At 57.6% G+C, this 21,629-nt stretch carries 25 protein-coding genes; 16 read left to right on the top strand and 9 right to left on the bottom strand.

What is annotated here, in order from left to right:
• The first annotated feature begins 1 nt into the window (after position 1).
• The 13 genes from LG198_RS01525 (at position 2) to nagZ (ending at position 11,074) form a co-directional block, all read left to right on the top strand.
• Positions 2-784: a creatininase family protein gene (locus LG198_RS01525; protein ID WP_230341408.1), complete on the top strand. Its 783-nt coding sequence runs from the start codon at positions 2-4 to the stop codon at positions 782-784.
• A 38-nt stretch (positions 785-822) separates the two neighbouring features.
• On the top strand, positions 823-2,184 hold the full coding sequence (glnT, locus tag LG198_RS01530) for a type III glutamate--ammonia ligase (protein ID WP_230341409.1): 1,362 nt from the start codon (positions 823-825) through the stop codon (positions 2,182-2,184).
• A gap of 96 nt (positions 2,185-2,280) precedes the next feature.
• On the top strand, positions 2,281-2,751 hold the full coding sequence (gene nikR / locus LG198_RS01535) for a nickel-responsive transcriptional regulator NikR (protein WP_230341410.1): 471 nt from the start codon (positions 2,281-2,283) through the stop codon (positions 2,749-2,751).
• A gap of 107 nt (positions 2,752-2,858) precedes the next feature.
• On the top strand, positions 2,859-3,038 hold the full coding sequence (locus tag LG198_RS01540; protein WP_230341411.1) for a hypothetical protein: 180 nt from the start codon (positions 2,859-2,861) through the stop codon (positions 3,036-3,038).
• Positions 3,039-3,452 (top strand): YdbL family protein, encoded by a 414-nt coding sequence (locus LG198_RS01545; protein ID WP_230341412.1) that lies wholly within the window; start codon positions 3,039-3,041, stop codon positions 3,450-3,452.
• Complete coding sequence (locus LG198_RS01550) at positions 3,453-4,229, top strand: 3'-5' exonuclease (RefSeq protein WP_230341413.1); 777 nt, start codon at positions 3,453-3,455, stop codon at positions 4,227-4,229.
• Positions 4,230-4,267: 38 nt separating this feature from the next.
• Complete coding sequence (gene rlmD, locus LG198_RS01555) at positions 4,268-5,605, top strand: 23S rRNA (uracil(1939)-C(5))-methyltransferase RlmD (protein ID WP_230341414.1); 1,338 nt, start codon at positions 4,268-4,270, stop codon at positions 5,603-5,605.
• Positions 5,605-7,104 (top strand): ABC transporter substrate-binding protein, encoded by a 1,500-nt coding sequence (locus tag LG198_RS01560; protein ID WP_230341415.1) that lies wholly within the window; start codon positions 5,605-5,607, stop codon positions 7,102-7,104. The genes rlmD and LG198_RS01560 overlap by 1 nt, the downstream gene beginning before the upstream one ends.
• Positions 7,105-7,587 carry a L,D-transpeptidase family protein gene (locus LG198_RS01565; protein WP_230341416.1) on the top strand — a complete coding sequence of 161 codons (483 nt, stop codon included), beginning with the start codon at positions 7,105-7,107 and terminating at the stop codon, positions 7,585-7,587.
• Positions 7,580-8,491, top strand: coding sequence for a nickel ABC transporter permease (gene nikB, locus LG198_RS01570; RefSeq protein ID WP_230341417.1), 912 nt, complete (start codon positions 7,580-7,582; stop codon positions 8,489-8,491). The genes LG198_RS01565 and nikB overlap by 8 nt, the downstream gene beginning before the upstream one ends.
• Positions 8,488-9,282, top strand: a complete 795-nt coding sequence (locus LG198_RS01575; RefSeq protein ID WP_230341418.1) for an ABC transporter permease — start codon at positions 8,488-8,490, stop codon at positions 9,280-9,282. Before nikB ends, LG198_RS01575 begins: the two co-directional genes overlap by 4 nt.
• Positions 9,283-9,293: 11 nt before the next feature.
• The gene (locus tag LG198_RS01580) at positions 9,294-9,992 is read left to right on the top strand and encodes a queuosine precursor transporter (protein WP_230341419.1); all 699 of its coding nucleotides are present in this window, start codon (positions 9,294-9,296) and stop codon (positions 9,990-9,992) included.
• A 32-nt stretch (positions 9,993-10,024) separates the two neighbouring features.
• On the top strand, positions 10,025-11,074 hold the full coding sequence (gene nagZ / locus LG198_RS01585; RefSeq protein WP_230341420.1) for a beta-N-acetylhexosaminidase: 1,050 nt from the start codon (positions 10,025-10,027) through the stop codon (positions 11,072-11,074).
• Positions 11,075-11,175: 101 nt separating this feature from the next.
• Here nagZ and LG198_RS01590 read toward each other — a convergent pair whose 3' ends face one another.
• Positions 11,176-11,700: an FxDxF family PEP-CTERM protein gene (locus LG198_RS01590; RefSeq protein ID WP_230341421.1), complete on the bottom strand. Its 525-nt coding sequence runs from the start codon at positions 11,698-11,700 to the stop codon at positions 11,176-11,178.
• Positions 11,701-12,096: 396 nt separating this feature from the next.
• On the opposite strand from LG198_RS01590, the gene LG198_RS01595 reads away from it, so the two are divergent.
• Both LG198_RS01595 and LG198_RS01600 read left to right on the top strand, forming a co-directional pair.
• The gene (locus LG198_RS01595; RefSeq protein ID WP_230341422.1) at positions 12,097-12,783 is read left to right on the top strand and encodes a Bax inhibitor-1/YccA family protein; all 687 of its coding nucleotides are present in this window, start codon (positions 12,097-12,099) and stop codon (positions 12,781-12,783) included.
• Between the two features lie 73 nt (positions 12,784-12,856).
• Entirely contained in the window at positions 12,857-13,912 is a 1,056-nt protein-coding gene (locus LG198_RS01600; protein ID WP_230341423.1) for a rhomboid family intramembrane serine protease, read from the top strand.
• Between the two features lie 8 nt (positions 13,913-13,920).
• Here the strand turns inward: LG198_RS01600 and LG198_RS01605 are convergent, their stop codons facing one another.
• From LG198_RS01605 to cysZ, 8 genes are all read right to left on the bottom strand, one after another.
• On the bottom strand, positions 13,921-14,142 hold the full coding sequence (locus tag LG198_RS01605; RefSeq protein WP_230341424.1) for a hypothetical protein: 222 nt from the start codon (positions 14,140-14,142) through the stop codon (positions 13,921-13,923).
• Between the two features lie 37 nt (positions 14,143-14,179).
• Entirely contained in the window at positions 14,180-14,695 is a 516-nt protein-coding gene (tadA, locus tag LG198_RS01610; RefSeq protein ID WP_407659117.1) for a tRNA adenosine(34) deaminase TadA, read from the bottom strand.
• Positions 14,695-16,644, bottom strand: a complete 1,950-nt coding sequence (locus tag LG198_RS01615) for a transglutaminase TgpA family protein (protein WP_230341425.1) — start codon at positions 16,642-16,644, stop codon at positions 14,695-14,697. Before LG198_RS01615 ends, tadA begins: the two co-directional genes overlap by 1 nt.
• Positions 16,641-17,558, bottom strand: coding sequence for a DUF58 domain-containing protein (locus LG198_RS01620; protein WP_230341426.1), 918 nt, complete (start codon positions 17,556-17,558; stop codon positions 16,641-16,643). Before LG198_RS01620 ends, LG198_RS01615 begins: the two co-directional genes overlap by 4 nt.
• Positions 17,559-17,580: 22 nt before the next feature.
• Positions 17,581-18,489: an AAA family ATPase gene (locus LG198_RS01625; protein WP_230341427.1), complete on the bottom strand. Its 909-nt coding sequence runs from the start codon at positions 18,487-18,489 to the stop codon at positions 17,581-17,583.
• 24 nt (positions 18,490-18,513) lie between these two features.
• Positions 18,514-18,969, bottom strand: coding sequence for a phosphate-starvation-inducible PsiE family protein (locus tag LG198_RS01630; RefSeq protein WP_230341428.1), 456 nt, complete (start codon positions 18,967-18,969; stop codon positions 18,514-18,516).
• A 127-nt stretch (positions 18,970-19,096) separates the two neighbouring features.
• Positions 19,097-20,002, bottom strand: coding sequence for a LysR family transcriptional regulator (locus LG198_RS01635; RefSeq protein ID WP_230341429.1), 906 nt, complete (start codon positions 20,000-20,002; stop codon positions 19,097-19,099).
• Positions 19,999-20,760, bottom strand: a complete 762-nt coding sequence (gene cysZ / locus LG198_RS01640; RefSeq protein WP_230341430.1) for a sulfate transporter CysZ — start codon at positions 20,758-20,760, stop codon at positions 19,999-20,001. The genes LG198_RS01635 and cysZ overlap by 4 nt, the downstream gene beginning before the upstream one ends.
• 139 nt (positions 20,761-20,899) lie before the next feature.
• Between cysZ and LG198_RS01645 the strand changes: the two genes are divergently transcribed.
• Positions 20,900-21,613, top strand: coding sequence for a pirin family protein (locus LG198_RS01645; protein ID WP_230341431.1), 714 nt, complete (start codon positions 20,900-20,902; stop codon positions 21,611-21,613).
• Positions 21,614-21,629 lie beyond the last annotated feature (16 nt).

Consider the following 21,629-nt stretch of genomic DNA (forward strand, 5'->3'; position numbering starts at 1 on the left):
CATGGCAAGCCCAAGCAATAGCCAATGGTCGCAGGCCACCTGGCAGGAAATACCCGCCCTGATTTCGCAGGCAGATAAATCCGCCATCCTGCCGGTGGGCGCAACCGAACAGCATGGCCCGCATATGGGCTGCGGTATGGATACGGTGCTGGCCGACGTGCTGTGCCGCGCAGTGGCCGACGCGCTCAAGGTGCCCATGCTGCCGGTGCTCCCTTATGGCTGTTCCCTGGGGCACAGCCGCCGCTGGCCCGGCACCATCGCGCTGAACCCCGTGACGTTGATCAACGTGGTGAAGGAAATCGGCGACTGGGCCTATTACAGCGGCGTGCGCAGGCTGTTTATCGTCAACAGTCATGTCACCAACGCCGCCCCTTTGCGCTGCGCGCTGGAAATGCTGCGCAGCGAGTATGACGACATGATGGTGAGCGTCATCAATACCGCCACCATGAGCCCGCGCGTGAAACAGTTCCACCATGCCGATGGCGATGACTGGCATGCCAATGACGCTGAAACCTCGTTGATGCTGGCGCAAGCGCCGGAAATGGTGCGGGAGGACCAACTGGATTATGCCGATGATCCTGACCGCACCGGCGGCCTGGTGTTTTCCCACCCGGTCAACCGCACCAGCCTCAACGGGGTGACCGGCCGTCCCAGCATCTCCAGTGCGGAAAAAGGCAGTAACTGGTTCGAGTGGATGGTGGAGGACTTGAGCCAGATCATCAGCAAGGGGCGCAAGGAGCAGCCGCCGCTTGTGCATTCCTATTCCAGCCGGGCACCGGCCTGAGTTTTTTAATACAGATTTTTTAAAAAGGCAGTCAGAAAATGAAATCAAGCGCAGAAATCGCAACAATCCAGGATGAAATGAAGCAGAAAGGCATCAAATACTGCATAGGGGCCTATGTGGACATCCACGGCGTGCCCAAGGCCAAGGTGGTGCCGATTGAGCACCTGCCGCAGATGGCGGCCGGTTCCGAGCGTTACACCGGCTATGCGCTGGACGGACTGGGCCAGGCGCCCAGTGACGACGAGCTGACCTCCATTCCCGACCTGGACCATATCATCCAGCTGCCATGGGAACCCAAGGTGGCCTGGATGCCGGCGGATAACGGTTTCCAGGGCCAGCCTTACGCGCTCAATACCCGTGTGGCGCTGAAGAACGTGCTGGCACAGGCGGCAGAAATGGGGTTTGGCATGAACCTGGGCATAGAGTGCGAAATCTACCTGCTAAAGCAGGAGGCCGATGGCAAGCTCGCCGTTCCCAATCCCGATGACAAGCTCACCAAGCCTTGCTACGACGTCCGCGGCTTCATGGACAACTTCGGCTGGCTGGACAAAATGGCCAGCGCCATCAACGGCCTGGGCTGGGATCTCTACTCGTTCGACCATGAGGACGGCAATAGCCAGTTCGAGTTCGACTTCAACTACAGCGATGCCCTTACCATGTGCGACCGCTTCACCTTTTTCCGCTATATGGCCAAGCATTACGCCAAGGAGGAGGGCTTGCTCGCCACCATGATGCCCAAGCCGTTCGCCGACAAGACCGGCACCGGGGCGCATTTCAATATGTCGCTGTATGAGCTGGGCTCAGGCAAGAACCTGTTTGCCTGCGACCCCAAGGACGATCCGCGCGGCCTGGGGCTGACGCCGCTGGGCTACCAGTTCATTGCCGGCATCCTCAAGCACGGCCCAGCTTTGTGTGCCGTATTCGCCCCCACGGTCAACAGCTACAAACGCCTGGTGCGCCGTGGTGCCATGAGCTACTTCAGCTGGGCGCCGGTGTTCAACTCCTACGGTTCTAATAATCGCACCAATTCGGTACGCGTGCCGCAGGGCGGCGGCCGCTGCGAATCCCGCAACGCCGACGGCGCCGTCAACCCCTACCTGGCTGCTGCCCTGGTGCTGGCCGCCGGGCTGGAGGGCATACGCGAGGGCTTGAACCCTGGCGCTCCCAATGAGGACAACCTCTATGCAATGTCTGAAGAAGAGCGCCAGCAGCGCGGCATCCAGTTCCTGCCGCAAACCCTGCAGGAAGCCGTGGCTTGCTTTGCTGCGGACGGCCTGGTGGAAAAAACCCTGGGCAAGGAGCTGCGCGACGAGTTCATCACCTACAAGAGCCAGGAGTGGGATGCCTACCACCTCAGCATCAGCCAGTGGGAAATAGAGCGCTACAGCTATATGTTCTAGCAATAGCCTGGCCGGTTGGATGCCGTCATTGTTTTATTAGCCGCTCCAGGAGAGCCGTTTTATACTGCTGTCCTGGAAGAATGCAAAGGATGTTTCATGAGCGGTAAAAACAAGACCAGCCGGCCGGTCAATCGCATCAGTATCTCCCTGCCCGACGAGCTGCATGCCGAGCTGGATGCGATGGTGGCCGAACGTGGTTTTGAAAGCCGGTCGCAGGCCATCAACGACATGCTGCGCCAGCACCTGGCCGAGCATCAGCGCGAAAAGGGCAACGAAGTGATGGTGGGCACCATTACCATTCTTTATAACAACGCCACCCGCGGCCTGCAGAAAACCATCGCCGATTTGCAGTACCAGCATGTGGATGAAGTCATCAGCTCCCTGCATGTGCACCTTACCGATAACCGCACCATGGAAGTCATCCTGGTGCAGGGGCCGGCGCTGGATGTGCAGAAGATCGCCGACGAGCTGATTGCCTTGCGCGGCGTCACCACCGGCAAGGTGCAACTGATGGGCGCGCTGATCCCGCCCTTGCACCCTATGCCGCCCAAGAATAGGAAACCTTAGCCGTATCTAAGCCGGTCGCACAGCCGCTGGTATCCTGGGTTACAATCACATCCAATAAACAAGCGGCGGCAGTTTTGCGCATTGCTGATAGACAGAAAGGCCATTGAATGCTGAAAACATATACCTGGGCGGCGCTCGCTTCGATGCTGGCATTGTCTGCCTGCGTCACCATCAATATCTACTTTCCGGCCGCAGCGGCGGAAAAAGCGGCAGACCGTATCATTGACGATGTCTGGCAGTTGAAAGACAAGGCATCTCCATCCAGCCCGGCAGAGGAGGTTAAATAAATGAAACGTTTTATGGCAGTTGGATTGCTGTTGGTGGGCCTGATGGCGGCCATGCTTGTACAGGCAGCCGATATGGAGATCAATACCCCGGCAATTGCGAATATCAAGAGCAATATGCAGGCAAGGCATGGCCAACTGGCGGGCTTTTATGCAAGCGGTGCGGTCGGTTTCACGCGTGATGGCCTGATTGCGGTGCGTGACGCTAATGCAGTGCCGTTGGCGCAACGCCAGAACCTCAATGCGCTCGTAGCGGCCGAGAATAATGACCGCAATGCGCTCTACAAGGAAATCGCCAATGCCAACAGCCATCCGGAATGGGAGGCCGAGGTACGCAGTACCTTCGCCCAGCGCTGGATACAGAAGGCGCCCGCAGGCTGGTATTATCAGGACGGCAGCGGCTGGGTGAAGAAGTAGATGACCCCCACTTTAATATTTGATATTGAAACCATCCCCGATACGGAGGGACTGCGTAAACTGCTGGGCCTGCCCGCAGATACCTCGGACGAGGATGTGGCGCGCGTGGCTTTTCACCAGCGGCGCCAGCACAACGGCAGCGAATTCCTGCCCTTGCACCAGCACCGCGTGGTGGCAATCTCATGTGCCTTGCGCGAGGGAGATAGCTTCCGCGTCTGGACACTGGGCAGCCCAGATGCGCCCGAGCAGGAGATCGTCCAGCGTTTTTACGACGGCATAGAAAAATATACGCCCAACCTCGTCTCATGGAATGGCAGCGGATTTGACCTGCCGGTATTGCATTACCGCGGCCTGGTGCATGGTATTGTGGCGCCACGCTATTGGGACATGGGCGACGATGACCGTGAGTTCAAATGGAACAACTACATCAGCCGCTACCATACCCGCCACCTCGACCTCATGGATTTGCTTGCCATGTTCAATGGCCGCGCCAATGCGCCGCTGGATGATCTGGCGCAGTTGTGCGGCTTTCCCGGCAAGCTCGGCATGGACGGCAGCAAGGTCTGGGAGGCTTACACTCGTGGCGAGATCAATGCCATCCGCGATTACTGTGAAACCGATGTCGCGAATACCTATCTCGTATTCCTGCGTTTCCAGTTGATGCGCGGCGTGCTTGACCAGGCGGCTTATGAGCGCGAGATTGCGCTGGTGCGCGACACGTTGGCAGAGTATCCGGGACAGCATTGGCAGGAATTTTTACATCACTGGCAGCAATAAACGGCACTATTGCCATCTAGTTTTACTCGAAATAACCCATGAATACTCCTATCGCACTGATTGAATCCCTGGACCAGGAAGGCCGCGGGGTTGCCCACGTCGAGGGCAAGACGATCTTTATCGACGGCGCGCTGCCAGGCGAGCAGGTGACTTACAAGTCTCACCACCGCAAGGAAAAATACGAGGTTGCCAATGTCGTGGATGTGCTGCATGCCTCGCACCTGCGTACCGAGCCGGCTTGCGAGCATTTCGGCATCTGCGGCGGTTGCGCGATTCAGCATTTAGAATTTTCCGGGCAGGTGGCCGCCAAGCAACGCATGCTCGAAGGCAATCTCTGGCATATCGGCAAGACCCGTTCCGAGCGCATGCTGCCGCCCATCTATGGCCCGGCCTGGGGCTATCGCCACAAGGCCAGGCTGCGTGTGCGCCATGTTGCGAAAAAAGGCGGCGTGCTGGTCGGCTTCAATGAAAAGGCCAGCAGCTTTGTGGCCGACATGGATAGCTGCAAGATCCTACCACCGCACATCTCTGCCTTGATCGTGCCAATGAAGGAGCTGGTAGGAAAACTCAGCATACGCGACCGCGTACCCCAGATCGAAGTGGCGGTGGGGGAGAGCGCCACCGTATTGGTGCTGCGCATACTGGAGCCATTGCAGCCGCAGGATGCTGCACCGATCAAGGCGTTTGCCGATACTTACGGCGTGGAGGTGTGGACCCAGAGCAAGGGCCCGGATACTGTACGGCCGTTTTACCCGCAGCAAGGGCCTGGGCTCAGTTATTCCCTGCCGGAATTCAACCTGACCTATCCCTTCAAGCCCACCGAGTTCACCCAGGTCAACCCGCATATCAACCGCGTGATGCTGCGCCGGGCCATGCAGCTGCTGGGACCGCGGGCGGGGGAGCGCATTGCCGACTTTTTCTGCGGGCTGGGTAATTTCACCCTGCCGATTGCGCGTAGCGGTGCTTCCGTATTCGGCATGGAAGGGTCTGCCGCGCTTGTGGCGCGCGCCAATGAAAGCGCGGCATTGAACGGCCTGGCTGGGCAGGTGGAGTTCCTGGAGGCGGACTTGTTCAAGATGACGCCTGAGCTGTTGCAATCCCTAGGGCATTTCGACAAATGGCTGATAGATCCGCCCCGGGATGGCGCGATCGAGTTGGTCAAGGCATTGCCCGATGCCGACGAATCATCAACTGCTACCTCCCATGCGCCGCAGCGCATTGTCTATGTATCATGCAATCCGGCAACCCTGGCGCGAGACGCGGGCATCCTGGTGCATACCAAGGGTTACCGCCTGCTCGCAAGTGGCGTCATCAACATGTTCCCGCATACTGCCCATGTAGAGTCCATCGCCTTGTTCGAAAAGGCGGGCCCATAATGCCAAGGCAGGTATTACGGCTTGGCGCACTCGCCATCCTCATGGTGGCATCGCTGCTTTTGCTGGATGCCTGCAGCCGCGACAGCAGGCCAGGGGAAATCCGCAGTGCGGTCAGCCAGTTGCCGCAGACCCTGGATCCGCGTTATGCCACAGATGCCGCCTCGGCGCGCGTCAATCGCTTGCTTTACCGCTCGCTTGTGGATTTTGACGAGCATTTCCGTTCTACACCTTCGCTGGCAAGCTGGCGCGTGCTGTCGCCACGCCTGTTCCGCTTTACGCTGGGGCCTAGCGGCCGTACCTTTCATGATGGGCGCTATCTGACGGCAGAAGATGTTGCCGCCACTTACCAATCTGTCCTGGAGCTGCCGGATTCGCCTCACACGGGCGAGTTTGCCAATATCAGCAAGATTGAGGTGCGCGACGAAAATACCCTGGATTTCTTCCTGAATGAGGCGGATAGCAACTTTCCGGCGCGCCTGGTGCTTGGCATTCTGCCTGCGGAGCTAATTGCACGATCCCATGACTTCTCGCGCCAGCCGGTGGGCAGCGGGCCGTTCAAGTTCTTTGCCTGGCATCGATCGCTCAATCTCGACCGGATATCGGACAAGCAGCGTTTTGTGTTTGAGGAAATCCGTGATCCTACGGTGCGCGTGCTCAAACTGGTGCGAGGGGAAACGGATATTTTACAGGGCGACCTGCCGCCTGAGCTTGTGGGTTATTTGCAAAAACAACCCGGCCTGCATGTGCAGGAATCCGAGGGATCCAATTTTGCCTACATAGGCCTGAACTTCCAGGATGCTGTCTTGCAGAATCCCCTGGTGCGTCAGGCATTGGCGCATGCTATCGACAGGCAGGCCATCATCAGGCATACCCTGGCCGGCGGCAGCCGCCTGGCGGAAACCATCCTGCCGCCAGAGCATTGGGCCGGCAATGCCAGCCTTGAACCTTACACATATGATCCCGAGGCCGCACGCGAGCTATTGCATCGCGCCGGGCTCAGCCTGCCCTTGAAGCTGGTCTACAAGACTTCGACCGATGCCCAGCGTGTGCGCCTGGCAACCATGATGCAGGCGCAGATGCGCGAGGCCGGTATCCAGCTTGAAATCCGCAGCCTGGACTGGGGTACGTTTTTTGACGATATCAAGCGCGGCAATTTCCAGCTATACGGCCTGATGTGGGTGGGCATCAAGACGCCGGAAATCTACCACCTGGCGTTCCATTCGTCTTCCATCCCGCCCAAGGGCGCCAATCGCGGCCACTATATCGACCGCAAAACGGACGAGTTGATTACAGTGAGCGATTGGCCCAATGCCACCGCACGCATCCATGAGCAACTGCCCTACATCCCGCTCTGGTATGAAGGACAGTTTGCCGCTACGCGCAAGCATATCGTCGGATATCAATTGAAGCCGGATGGCAGCTGGGATGGCCTGGTCAACGTAAAGCGCAGCAAGCTGAAATCCGTATTCCCCGGCAAGAATACCCTGGAGGGATTCTAGGTGAGGATCGAAGTATCCATCCCGGAACAAACCTTGCGCCTGTTTGATGCAGAGAACTCACTTGTGAGGAGGTTTCCGGTTTCTACCGCACTCAAGGGCATCGGCGAACAGAAAGACAGTTACTGCACGCCGCGCGGCCGACATCTGGTGAGGGCCAAGATCGGCGCGGGTCAGCCGCTGGGGGCAGTGTTCCGTGGCCGTAGGCCGACGGGCGAGATATGGACTCCGGCATTGCATGCGCAACATCCGGGGCGCGACTGGATATTGACCCGCATTCTCTGGCTTTCAGGCTGCGAGCCTGGTTTCAACCGGCTCGGCAATGTCGACAGCATGCAACGTTATATCTATATCCATGGCACGCCCGATAGCGAACCGATGGGCGAGCCGCATTCGCATGGCTGCATACGCATGCGTAATGAGGATGTAAGCGAGCTGTTCGACCTGGTGCCTTTTTATACTGCGGTGACGATCCTGGATGATTAGGCGTCTGCTTGGCGTGGTGCCGGTGGTGTTCGGCGTCCTGTTGCTGACATTCCTGCTGGTGCACCTGGTGCCTGGCGATCCGGTCGAGGTCATGTTGGGCGAGTCCGCCCCGGTGGCCGACCGTGCCAAATTGCGCGCGGAATTGGGGCTGGACCAGCCCTTGCCGCTGCAGTTCGTCCATTATCTCAAGGCGCTCGCGCATGGCGATTTCGGCCGCTCCATCCATAGCCGCAAGCCGATTGCCGATATGCTGCGCGAACGTCTGCCTGCCACTGCCAGCCTGGCGTTATGCGCGCTGGTGATTGCGGTGGGCCTTGGCCTGCCCTTGGGCATTATTGCCGCGCTCAGGCAGGGCAAGTGGCAGGATGGGCTCGCTACGCTGTTGAGCCTGACCCTGTCTGCCATGCCGCATTTCTGGCTCGGCCCCTTGCTCATGCTGCTGTTTGCCTTGTGGCTCGGGCTTTTGCCGGTAAGCGGCATGAGCGAACCCGGCGCCATCATCCTGCCTGCGCTGACCCTGGGCTTTGGCCTGGCTGCCATTCTCACACGCATGACCCGGGCCAGCCTGCTGGAAGTGCTGAACGAGGATTTCGTCCGCACTGCGCGTGCCAAGGGCATAGAAGAGCGCAAGGTGATTTTGCGCCATGCCATGCGTGCGGCGCTGTTGCCGATTGTCACGGTGGTCGGCCTGCAGCTGGGCAGCCTGCTTGCCGGTACCGTGATTACCGAGACCGTGTTCGGCTGGGAAGGCATCGGGCGGCTGCTGGTGGAATCCATAGAAAAGCGCGATTACCCCGTGACCCAGGCATGCGTGGTGGTGATCGCGTTAAGCTATGTCGTGATCAACCTGCTGACCGATCTCTTGTACGTGCGGCTGGACCCCAGGGTGAGGTTTGCCGTATGAAGCGCTGGCCTTACTGGGTGCTGGGTTTCTGGCTGGTGGTGGTGGCATGCTCGCTGCTCTACGATATGCAGCCGGATGCCATCAGCCTGGAGCAGGTATTGGCGCCGCCCGGAAAATCAACGTTGCTCGGTACTGACGATCTCGGCCGCAATATTGCCGTGCGCCTGGCCGCTGGGGCGGGGGTTTCCATGCTGGTGGCGCTGGCGGTTACCGCAGTTACCTTGACACTGGGGACCATGATTGGCTTGCTCTCTGGCTATTGCGGCGGCTGGGTGGACAGGCTGCTCATGCAGGTTACCGATGTTTTCCTGGCTTTTCCGGGCATTCTGCTGGCGATTGCATTTGCCGCCGTGCTCGGTCCGGGGCTGGATAACCTGTTGCTGGCCTTGTGCATGACCTCCTGGGTCGGCTATGCAAGGTTGACGCGTGCCCAGGCCCTAAGTTTGCGCCAGCGCCAGCATGTGCAGGCGGCGCAATCCTTAGGCGCTTCGGCAGGCCGCATCATGCGCAAGCATATGCTGCCATTGCTTGCCGCGCCGCTGGTGGTGGAAGCTACTTACAGCATTGCCGGCCTGGTGATTGCCGAGGCCAGCCTGTCCTTCCTCGGCCTCGGCATACAGGCGCCGCATGCCTCCTGGGGCTCCATGCTTAGGGACGGCGTGCGTTACCTGCTGGTGGCGCCTCATTATGTACTGGCGGTGGGCATCAGCCTGATGTCAGTAGTGCTGGCGGTCAATGTACTGGGCGACCAGTTGCGCGATGCCTGGGACGTCAGGCGCGCCAAAGATTAGGGATATAAGCCATGCAGCAGCGCACTTACCGGTATTATGATTTTGTCATGGTGGCCTTTGTGGTGGTGCTGGTCTGTTCCAACCTGATCGGCCCAGCCAAGATCGCCCAGCTTGATTTGCCGCTGATTGGCACGCTCACCTTCGGCGCCGGCGTGCTGTTCTTCCCGATCTCCTATGTCTTTGGCGACGTGCTCACCGAAGTGTATGGCTATGCCCGCTCGCGCCGCGTGATCTGGACCGGGTTTGCCGCGCTGGCGTTTGCCTCTGCAATGGCCTGGGTGATCGTCGCTCTGCCGCCTGCGCCGTTCTGGGAAAACCAGCGTGCCTACGAAATTGCCTTCGGTTCCGCATGGCGCATATCCCTGGCAGGGCTGATTGCCTTTGCCTGTGGCGAGTTCGTCAACTCCATGGTACTGGCGAAAATGAAGGTGTGGACCGCAGGGCGCTGGCTGTGGATGCGCACCATAGGCTCCACTATCGTGGGCGAGGGCGTGGATTCCATGCTGTTCTACCCGCTCGCTTTCCATGGCAGCGGCATCATTCCCGACGACAAGCTGCCATTGGTCATGCTTGCGCAATTTCTCGCCAAGACCGGGGTTGAGGTAGTATTGACCCCGGTGACCTACCGCGTCGTGGCTTTCCTCAAGCGTGCAGAAAACGAGGACTACTACGACAGGAATACCGACTTCAACCCGTTCCGCCTGCAATGATGGCATCAACCAATTGATTTAATAATACACACATGACACTAGGCCCCATCATGCTCGATGTCGTCGGCACCGAGCTCAGCCCCGACGATATCCGCCGTATCCGCCATCCGCTTGTGGGCGGCGTCATCCTGTTTGCGCGTAATTTTGAATCGCCCACGCAACTCAAGGCGTTGACCGACAGCATCCATGCCGTGCGCCAGCCACCACTCTTGATTGCCGTTGACCATGAAGGCGGACGAGTACAGCGTTTCCGCGAAGGTTTTACACGTATCCCGCCCATGCGCGAGTTCGGCAATATCTGGGACGAACATCCGCGCAAGGCGCGGCAGCTCGCGGAAGAAGCAGGCTGGATCATTGCGGCGGAATTGCGTGCCCATGGAGTCGATTTCAGTTTCACCCCGGTGCTCGACATGGATTACGGTGAAAGCCAGGTGATCGGCGACCGCGCTTTTCACGGTAACGCGCAGGCCGTCAACGAACTGGCGTTCTCGCTTATACAAGGTTTGAAGCGCGGCGGCATGGCGGCCGTCGGCAAGCATTTCCCCGGCCATGGCTATGTGGTGGCGGATTCCCATGTGGCGATTCCCGTGGACGAGCGCGAGTTCGACCAGATTGCTTCGGCGGACATGCAGACATTCCGCCAATTGATCGATGATGGCATCCAGGCCATCATGCCCGCCCATGTGATCTATCCCAAGGTAGACGATAAACCAGCAGGTTTCTCGGAGCGCTGGCTGCAAAAAGTCCTGCGCCAGCGCCTGGGCTTTAATGGCGTCATCTTCAGCGATGACCTTTCCATGGAAGGGGCCGGCGTGGCCGGTGATGTGACCCAGCGCGCGCTGGCTGCGCTCGATGCGGGTTGCGACATGGTGCTGCTTTGCAACCAGCCGGAAAAGGCAGATGAACTCCTGGCTAACCTGAAATGGGATATCCAGGCACAAAGCCTAGCAAGGCTCGCCCGCATGCATGGCGCGCGGCATCCCTCCAGCATAGTGGCCTTGCATGAAGACCCTGACTTTATGCACGCAGTGCATAGAGTCGGCCTTGTAGGCAAGGCGGATGGGGATTTGCCGTTTGCGTGATATTTGGGGGTATTCAGGAGGGAGTGACTGTAGCAGTTCTGTTTTGATGCCTAGACAATAAAAAACCCGCCGGAGCGGGTTTTTCAGTTCGATGCCAAAAATTAGGCGGAGAACTTGGAGCGGCTACGCGCTGCGAAACCGATCAGACCCAAACCCAGGGCCAGCATGCCGTAGGTGCTTGGCTCAGGAACTGCTGCAGCAATGGTGCCGCTGTAGGTGGCATTGCCGCTGTAAGTGCCAACAATATTGATCCAGTATGTTGCAGGACCTTCGACACTACCACTCAGGCCAGCAAAAGACAATTTTGCATTGAGTGCGAAAATGTCGCCTGTGCTCAGCAGATTGCCACCTTGAGCATCATAGAGGTTGAATGCTGTGAAAGCAATGCTGCCTGAGCTAGTGCCGCTAAGGCTTGCGCTTAGGTCACGGTTACCAAACACATCGAAGGAGAACCAATCATTGATAGCGCCACCACCATTAATGAGAGTGTTATGCTCAAAATTGTAGTTTTCTGCATCTGCTGCTGAGTTCAGGTCGACAGACACAACTGGATGAGCGAATGCGCTGGCGGATGCACCGATCAGTGAAACAGCCAACAGAATTGCCTTGAGATTCATTGCTTTCATTGCATTACCCCTATGAGAAAATTGAATTTGAAGTACACCAAGTCAATATTTTTTTAGAATATTGAATAAGATTTAATTGACGATCCAAGAATAAGACGGAATGAGATAAGGTGGCAATAGTCCAAAGGGGCTAACGGAGTCGGGGCGTTATGAGACATAAAGCGCAAACCGCATCCGCACTTAGTTATTGCCCATTTTGACTAGGCCGATAGCATGACTGCGGTATGTGTCTTGATGACGATTTTTTGCTGTTTTGCACGAATGATAAAAAATCATGAACAGGTTCTTGGCCCTAACGCGTTTATTTCGGCCAATCTCCGCGATATGGTTGAAACTTTATGTGTAATTGGCTAGTCTTAGCCGTAGTTCTGGTTTTTTCTTAGGGGGTACATTTAGATGCAAACGAATTATCAAGTCGCGAATACACAAACGCTGCCAGTTGGCGCGCACAAGGTATTGCGTAACACTTACATGTTGCTGGGCCTGACCATGATCCCAACGGTGATTGGTGCTCTGGTTGGCATGTCCATGAATTTCTCATGGATGGCAGCCAGCCCGATCGTGTCTTCATTGCTCATGTTGGCCGTAATGTTCGGCCTGTTCTTCGCAATCTCTGCTAACCGCAACAACAGCTTTGGCGTGGTATTGCTGCTGGGCCTGACTTTCTTCATGGGCCTGATGCTGGGTCCCATCCTGCAAGTTGCGCTCAACCTGCGTAACGGCGGCCAGCTAGTCGGCTTGGCTGCAGGCGGTACCGGCCTGATCTTTATGACGCTGGCTGGTATTGGCGCCACCACCAAGAGGGATTTCAGCTTCATGGGCAACTTCCTGCTGGTTGGCCTGATCCTGTTGATCATTGCTTCGCTGGCTAACCTGTTCTTCCAGGTGCCTGCTGCTTCGTTGGCGATCTCTGCGGTTGCCGTGCTGCTGTTCTCGGGTTTCATCCTGTTTGATGTAAACCGCATCGTGCGTGGTGGTGAAACCAATTATGTGATGGCAACCTTGTCCCTGTACATCAGCATTTACCAATTGTTTGTCAATCTGCTGCATTTGCTGATGGCATTCATGGGTGAGCGTGACTAATCCTGCCACTGGCGACAAAACCCGTCCTTGTGGCGGGTTTTTTGTTTCAGCTTCTCTCTAGATTACTGTTGACATGACCGATCTCGCTGACAATTGGCCTTCCCTGGGCACTGCCATCAAGCAGCGCACCCCAGGCATACCGGTCACCAAGTGCCTGATCGTGGCCAACCTGATGGTGTTTGTGCTCATGTTATTCAATGGCGCAGGCTTCTGGCATTCGCCCAATAACGTGCAGCTCGCCTGGGGTGCCAATTTTGGCCCGGCAACGCAGGATGGTGAGTGGTGGCGGTTGTTTACCGCATTATTCCTGCATTTTGGCGCAGTGCATCTTACGCTCAACATGATTGCATTCTGGGACGGCGGCCAGTTGGTGGAGCGTATGTACGGCCATTGGCGCTACCTTTCGATCTACCTGGTCAGCGGCCTGGTGGGCAACCTGCTTTCCCTGGTGTGGCAGGGTAACCAGGCGATTTCCGGCGGCGCTTCGGGAGCGATTTTCGGAATCTATGGCGCCATGATCGTATTTCTCTGGCAGGAGCGATCGCTGCTCGACCGGCATGAGTTCCGCTGGCTGTTCGGCGGTGCTTGTGTGTTTGCCATTGCCACGATTGCCTTGGGATTCATGATCCCGGCGATTGACAACGCCGCGCATATCGGCGGCTTTGTTGCCGGCATGCTGTCAGGCTTGCTGTTGATGCGCGGGTTGCAGCCGCAAGAGATTATGCCGCGCCTGCCCAGGTTGTTAGGCGGCGGCCTGCTGGCGCTCGCGGTCATTATCATGCTATGCAAATTGCCGGCACCTAAATATAGCTGGGGAGATGAATTGCTGCTGCAGAAGGAAATCGATGCCTTCATCCAGGAAGACCAGGCCATCAACCGCTCATGGCTGCATATCATGCATGAAAGCAAGCAGGGCAATGTGACCTACCTCGAGCTGGGAGAGCAGATAGAAAACGATATTACCGACCGCTACCAGGAGCGTTACGAGGCGCTATCGCAATTGCCTTATGACCCGGCCCTGCCGTCGGCGGCCAAACTGGAAAATATCCTGCAATATACCAAGCAAAAGCGCGACGCCTCACGCGCCCTGGCCGAAGAACTCAAGCAGGGCAAGAAGCCAAAACAGTAGGCTGAGGCTTACTTGGCGCCGGCCTTGAGTTTGTCCAGCCCGGTGACGACCAGCGACAATAGCCAGAGCAGGGCCTTGAAGGTGTTCATGACCGGGATCAGGCTCCAGAACACGCTGCCGAGAATCTGGCGACAGAGCATGGACTTGAAACAGGCCGTCTTGTAGATGGTGGACAGCAGGCACAGGCCGAGCGATACGAAGTAAACAACCAGGTACTCAACTGGAATCATGCTTTTCCTCCTTCATTATCCGACTGTTATTGTGCTATCAATCGCCGCACTGGCACTTGACGGCTTTTTGTTGCTGGCGTCGCCCGGCAAAGAATTCCGTAAGGGTGGCGCTGCATTCTGCCGCCATCAGGCCGCTTTCCACCGTGGTGTGATGGTTGAGCCTGCTTTCTGCCATCAGGTCGATCACGCTGCCGCAAGCGCCGGTTTTATAGTCGTGTGCGCCGAACACTAATCTGGCGATACGTGCATGCTGGATGGCGCCTGTGCACATGGCACAGGGTTCCAGCGTGACATATAGCGTACAGCCCACTAGACGGTAGTTGCCCAGCCTGGCTGCTGCATCGCGCATGGCGCGTATTTCCGCATGGGCGCTGGGGTCGTTGCCGGTAATTGGCGCATTGCTGCCGCGTCCGATGATCTCCCCATCCTTGACCACTACCGCCCCCACCGGTACCTCGCCCGCGAGTGCGGCTGCATGTGCCAGCTCGAGTGCGGCCTGCATGAAATCGTGGTCTGTCATGGGGTGAGGTGAGGTATGTTGTTGTGCTGACATTAAAGATCAAGACTTTCTATCGATAACCGCAATTCTGCCATGGTTTTGCCGTCCGCATGCGCTCCGTAACGCAACTCAAGGTAAAGCTGCGTGATATGTACGATTGCGGTCACATGTTGCGGCAACACCGTACTTGCTCGTTGCTGGATGCTGAGCGCGCCTTCATGAGGGCTGGCCTTGATGCCGTGGCGGGCAAGTTTTGCCAGGTAGCGCCGGTAAAGTTGCTGCACCGGGTCGGTTTTCATGCGTTTGTGGCGGAACAACACGAGGCATAGCAACACCACAATGAGCACCAGGCCGCCCGTGAGCCAGAGGATGAGATGCTGCCAGTTGACAGTAGAGCCCGTGAGCCTGGCGAGCAACTCGATCTGGCGCTGCTGGTTGTAGCCCAGCACCCACTGGTTCCAGCCGTTGTTGAGCGCATCCCAGTTGAGGTAGAGCTTGCGCAGCCAGGGATAGTCGGGCCGTGCGAGGATAGGCAGCAAGGTATTGTCCGGCAGCGCGCTGTTGATGCCGCTGTCGACACGGGAAGGTGCGACGGCGGCGGTCGGGTCCAGCCTGACCCAGCCTTGCCCTTCAAGCCAGACCTCTACCCAGGCATGCGCATCCGACTGGCGCACGATCAGGTAGCGGCCTGCCGGGTTGATCTCGCCACCTTGGTAGCCGGTGACTACCCGCGCGGGGATGCCCGCTGCACGCATCAGGTAGGCAAAGCTGCTGGCGTAATGCTCACAGAAGCCGCGCCTACTGTTGAAGAGAAAGTCGTCGATGGTATCGATGCCCAGCAATGGCGGCGTCAACGTATAGAAGAAGCCCTGCTCGCGGAACATGGTCATGGCTGCATTGATGATGCGTTGCGGAGATTGCAGCTCCTGCTTCCATGTTTGCGCCAGTGCGCGGCTCTTCGGATTCCCGCCGGGTGGCAGCTGTAGTGCCAATGCAAGATCGTTGCTGCTGAGGCCTTGTTCCAGCTGGTATTGTGTATAAGAGCTGCCGGTGTAGCGTATCCGTGTGCGGATCGGGGCTTGTGCAATCACTTGCCGCTCGCGGCTCAGATAGGCGCCCGGAGGTACTGAATGCGGAATATCCAGCATCAGCATCCAGCGGCGGTTATGCGGTTCCAGGGTCACGGTATAGTCCGTGTTCCGGCCTTGAGGCTCGAGGTTTTCCGTGGCTTCGCCACGGCTTGCCATCTGCCAGCCGCGGCCGTCGAAATGCCAGAGTACGGGGCCGCGCCAGTAAAGCTGTGGTTGCGGAGGGGCCTCGCCCTGGAACTGCACGCGGAACGCCACGGCGCCGGAAAGGCTGAGCTCGCTGATATCGCCAGGCTGCATATGATCGCCCAGCCCGCTCATGGCGCGGTAAGCATCTTGTGGCACTCCCCACAACGGCCCGGGAATACGCGGAAACAGCAGGAACAGCAGCAGCATGATGGGGATAGCCTGCAATAACAGCCCTGCACCCAGCCGCGCACGCAAGCTGCTGGACAGGGTGCCATGCGGGTAGCTGATGCCGACCAGGCAGGCGGTGAGGCCGAATACCGGCAATAACAAATATGCGCCGACCAGCAGGGACTGGTTGAATAAAAAGGCGGTGATGGTGAGAAAATAACCTGCGAATATCAGGATGAAATAATCGCGTCTTGTGCTGGACTCCATCAGCTTGAGCGCCAACATCAGGGCCAGCAACGCCACGCTGGCATCGCGCCCGAACAGGGTGCGGTGCTGCAGGTAGATGCCGGCGACACCGAGCAGGGTGATGGGGAGTAACAGCCACAGCCTGGGCATGGCCCAGCTTTTCCATTGCAGCATGAGGCGCCAGCCCATGAAAAACACAATCAATGCGCTGATCCAGACAGGGAAATGGCCGAAGTGCAATGCCATTGCCAGCAGCATGGCCCCAAGCAGCCAGGATAGGTCGGTGGAGCTGGGTTTGGTGGCTATATTCATGCCGGTTCTACCAGGGCAAGCGCGCGCAGGCAGGCGTGGTAATGCGCTTCATCGTGAGCGGGCGCGAGCGTGGCGCTGGGCAGGCGCAGGCCGTAGCGCTGGTTTGTGCTGTGTGCCTGCATGACCCAACTGGTCAGCTGGCTCAATTGCTGCTCAAGGTCCAGCCCAGGCGTATGAGCAAGGTCCAGCCAGATCTGCTGCTGGGATTCCGCGTGGAATTCACGGCTATACATGCCTTGCTCGCGTGAGGATGCCTTCCAGTCGATACGGCGCGGCGAGTCTCCTCGCTGGTATAGTCGCAGGCCGGAAAAATCCTCGTCTCCTGCTTGCGTCGAGAGGCCGCCACCGCGACCCGGAGTATCACTCTGGGGCAAGGGCAGGGAAGGCTCGGCTGGGCGTGGGTAGACCAGGCAGCGTGCTCGGGTATCCAGCCGGCTCCAGGCCCGGAACAGGCCGCCGGGAAACCCGGTGGATAGTGTGAGTATGCCCATATCCTGCCATCCGCGTTGCCGGGTTGGATGGGACAATGGCAGTTTGCTTGCGCCATTTGCGCTGATATCGCCATATACCGGTGCCTGGCCATCCAGGGCTGCGGCAATAGCAAAACGCTGCCGCCCGCGGGTTTCTGCCAGGCCGAGTTCCAGTACGGCATCCTGTCCGGCAAATACCGGGGCGGGTGGCAGGACTTCTGCCTGCAGCCATGCGATATTGCGCCAGGTATGCAGCATGGAAACCATTGCCATGCCTGCCAGCAGGAAGGTGAGGATGAAGCCCAGGCTCAGAGTGTAGTTGATCGCGCCTGTCAGCATGGCGAGCAATATGATTGCTAGGCCCCAGCCTGCGCGGGTGGGCATGATGTAGATTCGCTGCGGCTTCAATGTGGCAGGCAGTGCCGCAGCAAGCCGCTGCGGCAATTTGACGCGCCAGCTTCTTCTGTCAGGGGATGGCGACGGCATTCAGCAAGTGTTGGGCAGCATCGCTGACAGCACTGCCGGAAACGGGTTGCAGGCGGTGGCCGGCGACGCCGGGCAGGACAGCCTGGATATCCTCGGGGATGGCAAAGTCGCGGCCATGCATCAATGCCCATGCCTGGGCGCATTGCCGTAGTGCCAACCCGGCGCGCGGCGATAGTCCGGCGGTAAAGTGGCTGGAGCTGCGACTGTATTGCAGCAAGGCTTGCAGGTAGTCGAGCAGGGCATCGGACAGATGTATGTTATCCACCGCCTGCTGCAAGGCGGTCAGCCCCTTGGCGTCGATGGCTTGCTCGGGAATGTTCGACCCATGGCGGCCGCCATTGTTCTGTAGTAGTGAACGCTCGGCCCGCGTATCGGGATAGCCCAGCCTGATGCACATGAGAAAGCGGTCAAGCTGCGATTCCGGCAAGGCAAATGTGCCGATATGATGAGCGGGATTCTGCGTGGCTATTACGAAGAAGGGTTTGGGCAGCGGGCGCGTCTCGCCTTCGAGGGTGACCTGGCCTTCCTCCATGACTTCCAGCAAGGCGCTTTGCGTCTTGGGCGTGGCGCGGTTCACCTCGTCGGCCAGCAATACCTGGGTGAAGACCGGGCCGGGATGGAACTTAAAGGCGGCTTCGTTGCGGTCGTAAACCGAGACACCGAGAATGTCGCCGGGCAGCAGGTCGCTTGTGAACTGCACGCGGTTGAATTGCAGGCCGAGCACTTGCGCCAGGGTGTAGGAAAGCGTGGTCTTGCCCATGCCGGGCAGGTCTTCGATCAAGAGATGGCCGCGTGCCAGTATGGTGGCAAGTGCTAGCTTGATCTGCGGCTCCTTGCCGAGGATGATGCGGCTGCTGTTGTGGATGATGGCCTGGATCTGGGCCTGCATGTTGTTTCCTTGAGTTTCTGCGATTTAATCGACTTGTTGCTTCTGGCCCCAGCGTACTAGTACAAATGTCAGCCCGAGCATGAGGGCAGCGCCCACCCATAAAACCACTTCCATCGGGTCGGGCGTGACTTCCTGCACCGGCATGATGATGAGCTTGCGCAACACCAGCACCATTGCGACCTCGATAAAGGTTTCCACCTCAAGCTTGGCGCCCATGAGATAGCGGATTTCGGCAGAGATCAATGCCGAAATCGACCACAACAGCATCAGGGTGCCCAAGGCATTAAGGAAGCCATGCACAAGGTTGTTGGCAGCAAAAGCCTCGCGTACATCAATGAAGAACAGCCAGGTGAACATGACCACTGAAACGGCAAGTGCGAGACCGATGGTAATGTGCGCGAAACCATTGAGCCAGAGCATGGCGCGTATGGTATAGCGGTTGATGACGTTGAATTCGCGTGGAAAGTGGTTTTGTGCCATGGTCGGTTAATGTTCCCCTTGTTTGTTGTTATTCAACGGCACTCTTTTTGGATTTTTAAACTAGTGCACCGCTCAGTGCCCAATATACCAAATTTCGGTGCAATGGCATGTCTGCTTGCTTGGTCTTTTATTCCGGCAGGAATGCCTGCATATCGATTTTTTGCAGTTCCTGCAGCAGCCATTGCTGTGCCTTGCCGCCATTGCTGCGCCAGGCGATGTAGCCGATGACTTCGGGCTTGGGCTCTGCTACTTGGCGGATCAGCAGTTCTCCGCGTGCAGCATGGTATTCGGCCAGTTTGCGTGGCAGATAGCCCACGCCCAGCCCCTTGATTTGCGCGAGTGCCTTGCTCGGGATATCGGGCACGGAGAGTATATCTTGCCCGTCGAGGATGCCGGAGGTCTTGGGCGGCAGGTTGCGCGAACTGTCGGCCGCCGAGACGGAGCGGTGTTGCTGGATGTCGTAATTCGACAGTGGCTCAGGCACTTGGGCTAGCGGATGGCTGGGCGACACGGCAAACACGAATTCCACTGTGCCAAGCAAGCGCGAGGTGTAGCCGCCGCCAGGCGGGCCTTCTCCCGGTGCGCCGATGGAAATGTCCGCGCGATTGCTGATCAAGGCATCCCAGCTGCCGCCATAGACTTCACGCAACAGCCGCACACGGGTGCCGAATGACTGGGCGTAGAAGCGTTCCAGAATCTCATAAAGCGGTTCAAGCCTCAGGATGTCGCTGATGGCAATGCTGATGTCGGTTTCCACGCCGGTAGCAACACGGCGCACTCGGCATTCCAGTTCGCCGGCGGCTTTGAGGAGATGCCGGCCTTCACGCAGCAGTTCATGCCCAGCTTCGGTCAGCCTGGCCTTGTGGCCGCTGCGGTCGAACAGCTTGATACCGAGGTTGTCTTCGAGCGTGCGTATAGTGTAGGTAATCGCAGAAGGCACGCGATAGAGGCTTTCGGCTGCTGCGGAAAAACTGCCCTCGCGGTCAATCGCATCTAGTACTTCCAACGCCTCGATTGAAAGCTTGATACTCATGGAGATACTTCCGGCGCAGTGTCCCGCTCATGTACCCAGAATAAGGTTGCACCTGCTATGGCAGCGGGCATCATCAGTACGTTGAGTCCGGGGATCCACAATGCAAAATAGACGCTGGTGCCAAAGCCCAGGCTTTGCCAGCGTTTTTGCCGCAACCAGTTGAGCATGTCCTGCCAGCCAAGCTTGTGGTTGTCTGCCGGATAGTCCAGGTATTGCACGCACATCATCCACACCCCGAACAGCAGCCATAATGGCGGCGCAATAAGGTTGAGGCCGGGAACCAGCGATAACACCAGCAGGCCTGCCGCACGGGGCAGGAAGTACATCAGTTTGCGCAGTTCACGCCCCAGGGTGCGCGGCACTATCGCCAGCAATTCCTGGAGGCTGAAGGCAGGAAAATCATCCTGGCCGCGGATCATGATCTCGGCTTTTTCCGCCAGCAGGCCATTGAACGGGGCTGCAATCACGTTGGCAAACAGAGTGAATGTAAAAAATATGATGAGTACCAGCAACACGACAAACAATGGCCAGAGCAGGTAAGAAAGGAATTCCAGCCAGCCTGGCAGGGTTGCCAGCAGACGGGTAAGCCAATAGTCGAATTGCTGCACGGTGTAATACACCATGGCAACAAAGAGGATGAGGTTGGCCAGGAGTGGCAACAGCACGAACAAGCGCAATCCGGGGCTCAATACCAGCTTGATTCCCTGCAATAGATACTGCGGGCCGGATAGGGCAGGCGGTCGAAGGGTGGTTTGCATGCAGTGTTCTCGCGGGTTGTCGCTACATGTTCATAATTTTTGAACAATATATACAAAATTCTTTGCTATTCATACTGCAGGGTATTATCTACCATGCTTTTTATCATTCAAGAATATTGAAGGTTACGAAAGGCACACCATGATCAGATTGCGTAAAGCCCAGGACCGCGGCCATGCCAATCGTGGCTGGCTGGACAGCTATCACTCATTCTCCTTTTCCGGATATTACGACCCGGAACACATGCATTATTCCGTATTGCGGGTGATCAATGAAGATGTCATTGCGCCGGCCATGGGGTTTGGCATGCATCCACACCGTGACATGGAAATCATTACCTATATGCTCAAGGGAGAGTTGCGCCATGAGGACAGCCTGGGCAATGGTTCGGTGATTCGTGCCGGCGATGTGCAGCGCATGAGCGCGGGTACAGGTATCGTGCATAGTGAATTTAATGCTTCTCATTATTCTATGGCACATCTCTTGCAGATTTGGCTGTTGCCTGAACAAGATGGGATAGCCCCTGGATATGAGGAAAAACACTTTGCTGCCTCGCAAAAGCGCGACCACTGGTGCCTGATCGCTTCGCGCAATGGTGAAGAAGGCTCGTTGCATATTCATCAGGATGTTGCCTTGTATGCAACAGTGCTGACTGAAAACCAGCAGGTCAGTTATGACATGCGGTCAGGGCGCAGCGTGTATATCCAGATAGCACGTGGAAGTGTCACGCTGGATGAGCTGTTGCTCGAAGCAGGAGATGCAGCAAAGGTAGATGCCCAGCAACGTATTGAAATAACGGCAGGTGAAGAGGCGGAAATTTTGTTGTTTGACTTGCCAGCGCATCGATCCCATTAATTTTGTTTGTTTAGAG

This window comes from Methylobacillus arboreus, from assembly GCF_020532725.1.
Classification (GTDB): Bacteria; Pseudomonadota; Gammaproteobacteria; order Burkholderiales; family Methylophilaceae; genus Methylobacillus; species Methylobacillus arboreus.